Raw genomic sequence first — 7,190 nt, 5'->3', positions numbered from 1 at the left:
GTTCGAGACCAAGACAGCCCGGCTAGGCGTCAGATACGCGATCGAGTCAGAACCCCGCGACACCACCAAGGCAATCACCGATACGCCGCTGCGCGGCTACTCGACCAGCGGGGGCGGCGGCGAGCCGTCCGTGTGGGGAGCTGCAAGGAGCGCGCCGCCGCGGGCGCGCCTCCCCACCTCGCAGCACCCCCGAGGCGAACCGGTGATCCGCGTCCCAGCGGATCGCCTTAGCCGGACGCACCCCGCTCCACCCGACGCATCCCGTCGCGAAGCCGACCGCGCGACGCCGGGCAGGGACCGGCGTCGACTTCAATACAGGCAGTTGGGCCCCAGCAGGGACTTCAGCTCTCCGAACAGGTCGGGGGTGATCCGGACAGGGAACGGCACTTCGAAGACGCGGGCCGTGTCGCCCTTGATGAGCTTCAGCCGCACCTCGGTCGAGCCGGAGTGGCGGATGAGCACGTCGCTGAGCTGCGAGACGGTGTCGGTCGTCGCGCGGGACTCGGGCAGGGAGACGGTCAGCGGCCCGGAGTCGCCGTCCTGGTTCATCTCGGGGGCGAAGAGGCTGAAGGCGTGCAGGTTCATGCCGTCGTCGCGCATGCTGACGCGGCCGCGAACGACCACGATGGAGTCGTTGGTGAGCGCGGGAGCGAACTCCTGGTACGCCTTGCCCATGAACATGCAGGTGATCTCGCCGCCGAAGTCCTCGACCTGGATCATCCCGTACTGGTTGCCCGAGGTCTTCGCCATGCGGTGCTGGACGCTCGTCACGAGCCCGGCGACGACGACCGTCTCGCCGTCGCCGATGGTCTCCGACACGAGGAGATCGGCGATGGTCGTGCTGTAGTGCTTGGCCAGTTCCGTCTCGAGGCCCGCGAGCGGGTGGTCCGACACGTAGAGGCCGAGCATGTCCCGCTCGAAGGCGAGCTTGTCGCGCTTGGCCCACTCGGGCCGCTCGGGCACCTGGACCGCCGCCTGCGGTTCGTCCCAGAGGCTGTCGAAGTCGAAGCCGACCTGTCCGTTGGCCTCGTTCCGCTTCTCTCCGACGGCCGCCTCGACGGCGTCCTCGTGGATCTCGACGAGGGCACGGCGCGTGGATCCGAGCGAGTCGAACGCGCCGGCCTTGATCAGCGACTCGATGGTGCGCTTGTTGGTCGCCTGCATCGGCACCTTGCGGAGGAAGTCGTGGAACGTCTCGAAGCGCCCCTTCTCCTCCCGTGCCGCGCGGATGCCCTCGACGACGTTCGTGCCGACGTTGCGGACGGCGCCCAGGCCGAAGCGGATGTCGGTCCCGACCGCGGTGAAGAAGCCGATGGACTCGTTGACGTCCGGCGGCAGCACCTTGATGCCCATCCGGCGGCACTCGTTGAGGTACGCCGCCATCTTGTCCTTGGAGTCGCCGACGCTCGTCAGCAGCGCCGCCATGTACTCCGCGGGGTAGTGCGCCTTGAGGTAGGCCGTCCAGTACGAGACGACGCCGTAGGCGGCCGAGTGCGCCTTGTTGAAGGCGTAGTCCGAGAACGGCAGCAGGATGTCCCAGAGCGTCTTGACGGCCTCCATGGAGTACCCGTTGGCGATCATGCCGCCCGAGAAGCCCTCGAACTGCTTGTCCAGCTCGGACTTCTTCTTCTTGCCCATCGCGCGCCGCAGCAGGTCGGCCTGCGCGAGCGTGAAGCCCGCGAGCTTCTGCGCGATCGACATGACCTGCTCCTGGTACACGATCAGTCCGTAGGTGCCGCCGAGCACCTCCGCGAGCGGTTCCTCGAGCTCGGGGTGGATCGGAGTGATCGGCTGGACGCCGTTCTTGCGCAGCGCGTAGTTCGTGTGGGAGTCGGCGCCCATCGGACCAGGACGGTAGAGCGCCAGCACGGCCGAGATGTCCTCGAAGTTGTCGGGCTTCATCAGCCGCAGGAGCCCGCGCATGGGGCCGCCGTCGAGCTGGAACACGCCGAGGGTGTCGCCGCGGGCGAGGAGCTCGTAGGCCGCGGGGTCGTCGAGCTCGAGGTCCTCGAGCACGAGGTCCTGCCCGCGGTTGGCCCGGATGTTATCGAGCGCGTCGTCGATGATCGTGAGGTTGCGCAGCCCCAGGAAGTCCATCTTGATCAGGCCGAGGGACTCGCACGCGGGGTAGTCGAACTGCGTGACGATCTGGCCGTCCTGCTCCCGCTTCATGATCGGGATGATGTCGAGCAGCGGATCGCTCGACATGATGACGCCCGCGGCGTGCACGCCCCACTGCCGCTTCAGGTTCTCGAGTCCGAGCGCGGTGTCGAAGACGAGCTTGGCCTGGGGGTCCTCGGCGATCACGTTCCGGACGTCGACCGCTTCCTTGTAGCGGGCGTGCGCGGGGTCGTTGATGCCACTGAGGGGGATGTCCTTGCCCATGATCGCGGGGGGCATCGCCTTGGTCAGCTTCTCCCCCATGCCGAACGGGAAGCCCAGCACGCGCGAGGCGTCCTTGAGCGCCTGCTTCGCCTTGATGGTGCCGTAGGTGACGATCTGCGCGACGCGCTCGTCGCCGTACTTGTCGGTCACGTACCGGATGACCTCGCCGCGGCGACGGTCGTCGAAGTCGACGTCGAAGTCGGGCATGGAGACGCGATCGGGGTTCAGGAACCGCTCGAAGATCAGGCCGTGACGCAGCGGGTCGAGGTCGGTGATCTTCATCGCGTACGCGGCCATCGAGCCGGCGCCGGATCCTCGGCCGGGACCCACGCGGATCCCGTTGCGCTTGGACCAGTTGATGAAGTCGGCGACGACGAGGAAGTAGCCGGGGAAGCCCATCTGCAGGATGACCTGCGTCTCGTAGTCGGCCCGGGCGCGGACCTCGTCGGAGATGCCGTCGGGGTAGCGCTCGCGCAGTCCCGCCTCGACCTCCTTGACGAACCAGGTGTCCTCGGTCTCCCCCTCCGGCACCGGGAAGCGCGGCATGTAGTTCGCGCTCGTGTCGAACTGCACATCGCAGCGCTCCGCGATGAGGAGCGTGTTGTCGCACGCCTCCGGGTGGTCGCGGAAGACCTGCCGCATCTCGCGGGGCGATTTGAGGTAGAACTCGTCGGCGTCGAACTTGAAGCGCTTGGGGTCGTCGAGGGTGGTGCCCGACTGCACGCAGAGCAGCGCCGCGTGCGAGGTCGCGTCGTGCGCGTGCGTGTAGTGGAGGTCGTTCGTGGCGACGAGCGGCAGGTCGAGGTCCTTGGCGAGCCGGATCACGTCGCCGATGACCCGGCGCTCGATGTCGAGGCCGTGGTCCATGATCTCGGCGAAGAAGTTCTCCTTGCCGAAGATGTCGCGGTAGTCCGCCGCCGCCTGCCGGGCCTCCTTGTACTGCCCCAGCCGCAGGCGCGTCTGCACCTCGCCGCTCGGGCAGCCGGTCGTGCCGATGAGGCCCTCGGAGTACTGCGAGAGGATCTCGCGGTCCATGCGGGGCTTGAAGTAGTAGCCCTCGATCGACGCCCGCGAGGACAGCCGGAAGAGGTTGTGCATCCCCGTCGTCGTCGAGCTCAGCAGCGTCATGTGGGTGTAGGCGCCGGAGCCGGACACGTCGTCGCCGCCGCCGTCGCCCCAGCGGATCCGCGTCTTGTCCGAGCGGTGCGTGCCGGGGGTGAGGTACGCCTCGGTGCCGATGATCGGCTTGATGCCCGCTGCCGTCGCCGTGCGCCAGAAGTCGAAGGCGCCGAACACGTTGCCGTGGTCGGTCACGGCGATCGCGGGCATGCCCTCCTCGACCGCCGCGTCGATGAGCGGCTTCACCCGCGCGGCACCGTCGAGCATCGAGTACTCGCTGTGCACGTGGAGGTGGACGAAGGAATCGTTACTCGGCAAGGATGCGCCTCCGACGGACTGCGAGCGAGGGGACCGGGGACCCGGGGAGGGTCGTGAACGACCGCGGTGGAAAAGTCTAACCGCGCGGAGGCGGCCCGACGGCGGGTGCCGCGGATCACTCCCCGCGCAGCACCGAGAGCGCGTGCGCGAGGTCGTCGGGATAGGACGCCTGGAACTCGACCCACTCCCCCGAACCCGGGTGTGCGAAGCCCAGGCGCACCGCGTCGAGCCACTGCCGGGTGAGTCCGAGCCGGGCCGACAGAGTGGGATCGGCCCCGTACATCGCGTCGCCGACGCACGGATGGCGCTGGGCGGCCATGTGCACCCGGATCTGGTGGGTGCGGCCGGTCTCGAGGTGGATCTCGAGCAGCGAGGCGAACGGGAAGGCCTCGATGGTCTCGTAGTGGGTCACGGACGGCTTGCCGTCGGCCCGCACCGCGAACTTCCAGTCCGAGGAGGGGTGGCGTCCGAGCGGAGCGTCGATCGTGCCGGCGAGCGGGTCCGGGTGACCCTGGACCACCGCGTGGTACACCTTCTCGACCGTGCGGTCGTGGAACGCGCGCTTGAGGTGGGTGTAGGCCCGCTCCGACTTCGCGACGACCATGAGGCCGCTGGTGCCGGCGTCGAGGCGGTGGACGATGCCCGCACGCTCGGCCGCTCCCGACGTGGACACCGTGAAACCGGCTGCCGCGAGAGCGCCGAGGACCGTGGGGCCCTCCCAGCCGACCGCGGGATGCGCCGCGACTCCGACCGGCTTGTCGATGACGACGATGTCGTCGTCGTCGTGCACGATGCCGAGATCGGGCACGGCGATCGGGACGATTCGCGGCTCCTCGCGGGGTGACCACTCGACCGTCAGCCAGGAGCCGGCGACGACCCGGTCGCTCTTGTCGAGGACGCGGCCGTCGGCCGTCACTCCCCCGGCCTCCGCGACGTCGGCGGCGAAGGTGCGCGAGAAGCCCAGGAGTTTGGCGACGGCGGCGTCGGTGCGCAGGCCGTCGAGCCCGTCGGGGACGGGCAAGGAGCGGGACTGCACCATCAGGCGCCGGTCCTCGGCTCGCCGTGCGGCGCGTCGGCGTCGTCGGCCGATCGCGCGGCGTCGGACGACTCCTCGGCCGCGGCGGCCTCACTCGCCTTCGTCGTGCGCGTGCCGTCGAGGTTCACGCCACGCAGACTCAGGATCACGAAGATCGCCATCGCCGAGCAGATGGCGATGTCGGCGATGTTGTAGATCGCCGGGAGCAGCCACGGCGTGTAGAGGAAGTCGACGACGTGTCCGAGGCCGAAGGACGGCTCGCGGAAGAGACGGTCGAACAGGTTGCCGAGCGTGCCGCCGAGCAGCAGCCCGAAGAACAGCGCCCAGGCGGCCGAGCGGATGCGCCGGGCGAACCAGATCACCGCGACGACCACGCACGCGGCGATGATCGAGAAGATCCAGGTCGAGCCGCTCGCGAGCGAGAACGCCGCCCCCGGGTTCTTCACGTAGTGGAGGATCAGGACGTCGCCCAGGACGTGGACGTCCTCGCCGAGCGTGAGGGTCGTCGTGACCAGGTGCTTCGCGATCTGGTCGATCGCGAACACCGCGAGCGCAACGAGGCCGAGGGTGACGAGCACCCTCGGCCTGACGTTCGCTGCGGTGGTGCTACGCCCCAAAGCCGGGGAACGAGGACGACTCCGCCGGAACCGGCTGGACGTCGAGCTCGCGGAGCTGACCCTCGATGTAGCTCTTCAGCTTCTGGCGGTACTCGCGCTCGAAGGTGCGGAGCTCGTCGATGCGGTGCTCCACGGTCGCGCGCTCCTCGTCGAGCTTCGCGAGCTGCTGGCGCTGCTTCGCCTCGGCCTCGGCGACGAGACGGGCGGCGGTCGCCCGACCCTCGGCGACGAGAGCATCGCGCTTCTCGGCGCCCTCGCGGACGTGCTCCTCGTGGAGACGGCGGGCGAGCTGCAGAAGTCCGCTGGAGGACTCGGCCTCGTCGACCGGAACCGACTGCGACGCGCTGGGAGCGGCGACGGGCGCGGGCGCCGGAGTGGGCTCGGGCTCGGGCTCCGGCTCGGGAGCCGGGGTCTCGTCGACGACGGGAGCGGGGGACGTCACCGGCGCGGCGTCGCGCGGTGCGTCGGAGCCGCCGGAGGCGAGGCTCTGGCGCAGCTCCTCGTTCTCCTGGTTCAGGCGGCGGAGCTCCACGACGACCTCGTCGAGGAAGTCGTCGACCTCGTCCTGGTCGTAGCCCTCGCGGAACTTCGTCGGCTGGAACCGCTTATTGACAACATCTTCGGGAGTGAGCGCCATGGCTTTCCACCTTCGATTTCAAGTAGGTACACGTTTATCGACGTTCGACTAAAGCTAGCAACTTCGTGAACGCGGCGCAGTGCGAGCACCGCGGAGAACGTCAGGACGCCCCCACGATACAGGGAGCGGAAGTGATCCCGGCACCGACCGGTGCGTCCCTCGGCTGAGGGATCACCGGGAGCGGCCGGAGTCGGATCAGGCGGCGCGGAGCCAGGTCGCGATGTACATGCCCACGATCACGCAGAGCATGGTGAGGCTCCAGCCGAAGTCGAGGGCGATCGGACCGATCGACACGGGCTTGATGAGCCGCCGGAAGAAGGAGATGGGCGGGTCCGTGACCGTGTAGACGGTCTCGGCGGCGACGAGACCGGCGCCGCGCGGACGCCAGTCCCGGCGGATGACCCGCACAAGATCGAGCACGAACCTCGCCCACATGGCGAAGAAGTACAGGAGCAGGACGAAGTAGAGGACGCTCCCGAGGAGCGAGACGACGGAGGTCACCGCTGGCCAGGGCTCCCCGGGGTCAGGACTTCGCGAAGAACGACGCGTCGGCGTCGCTCTCGGCGGAGGCCGAGTCGCCGGCGACCGTGATGTGCGACGGCGAGAGCAGGAAGACCTTGCTCGTCACGCGCTCGATCCGGCCGTACAGGCCCTGCGAGAGGCCGCTCGCGAAGTCGATGAGACGACGGGCGTCCGCATCGCTCATCTGCGAGAGGTTGATGATCACGGGGATGCCGTCGCGGAAGTTCTCCGCGATGACCTGCGCGTCACGGTACTGCTTGGGGTGGACGGTGAGGATCTCGTTCATCTCGGCGTGGGCCGTCGCCTTCGGAGTCTGGGGGGTGGGCTTGCGGAGCGGGGTGACCGTCGCGCGGGGCTGCTGCGGAGCGGTCTGCTCGACCGGCGGGACGGGCTGGACGGGCGAGACCGGGGCGCGGTGGGCCGTGGTCGGAGCCGCCTCGACGGTGTCGGCGCGCTCGTACTCGACCTCTTCATCGGCGAGTCCGAGGTAGACCATCGTCTTCTTCAGCGGGTTGGCCATCTGTGTCCTCCGTGTCGTGTCTGCTCCCACTAGTGG

At 68.9% G+C, this 7,190-nt stretch carries 6 protein-coding genes; all 6 read right to left on the bottom strand.

Annotated elements, in window-relative coordinates:
- Window positions 1-309: 309 nt before the first annotated feature.
- On the bottom strand, window positions 310-3,771 hold the full coding sequence (dnaE, locus tag ASF48_RS18800) for a DNA polymerase III subunit alpha (protein ID WP_055795046.1): 3,462 nt from the start codon (window positions 3,769-3,771) through the stop codon (window positions 310-312).
- 166 nt (window positions 3,772-3,937) lie between these two features.
- A complete protein-coding gene (locus ASF48_RS18795; RefSeq protein ID WP_055795043.1) occupies window positions 3,938-4,858 on the bottom strand; it encodes an RluA family pseudouridine synthase in 921 nt (306 codons plus the stop codon).
- A gap of 2 nt (window positions 4,859-4,860) precedes the next feature.
- A complete protein-coding gene (lspA, locus tag ASF48_RS18790; RefSeq protein ID WP_055794991.1) occupies window positions 4,861-5,436 on the bottom strand; it encodes a signal peptidase II in 576 nt (191 codons plus the stop codon).
- 28 nt (window positions 5,437-5,464) lie between these two features.
- Entirely contained in the window at window positions 5,465-6,112 is a 648-nt protein-coding gene (locus tag ASF48_RS18785) for a DivIVA domain-containing protein (protein ID WP_055794989.1), read from the bottom strand.
- Between the two features lie 195 nt (window positions 6,113-6,307).
- Window positions 6,308-6,613, bottom strand: coding sequence for a YggT family protein (locus ASF48_RS18780; RefSeq protein WP_055794987.1), 306 nt, complete (start codon window positions 6,611-6,613; stop codon window positions 6,308-6,310).
- A 22-nt stretch (window positions 6,614-6,635) separates the two neighbouring features.
- Window positions 6,636-7,154, bottom strand: coding sequence for a cell division protein SepF (locus ASF48_RS18775; protein WP_055794981.1), 519 nt, complete (start codon window positions 7,152-7,154; stop codon window positions 6,636-6,638).
- Between the last annotated feature and the right edge of the window lie 36 nt (window positions 7,155-7,190).

The sequence above is a fragment of the Rathayibacter sp. Leaf299 genome (assembly GCF_001423055.1).
GTDB classification, from domain to species: domain Bacteria; phylum Actinomycetota; class Actinomycetes; order Actinomycetales; family Microbacteriaceae; genus Rathayibacter; species Rathayibacter caricis.
Note: the sequence above shows the minus strand (reverse complement) of the source record. Positions and strands in the feature narration are given on the sequence as shown.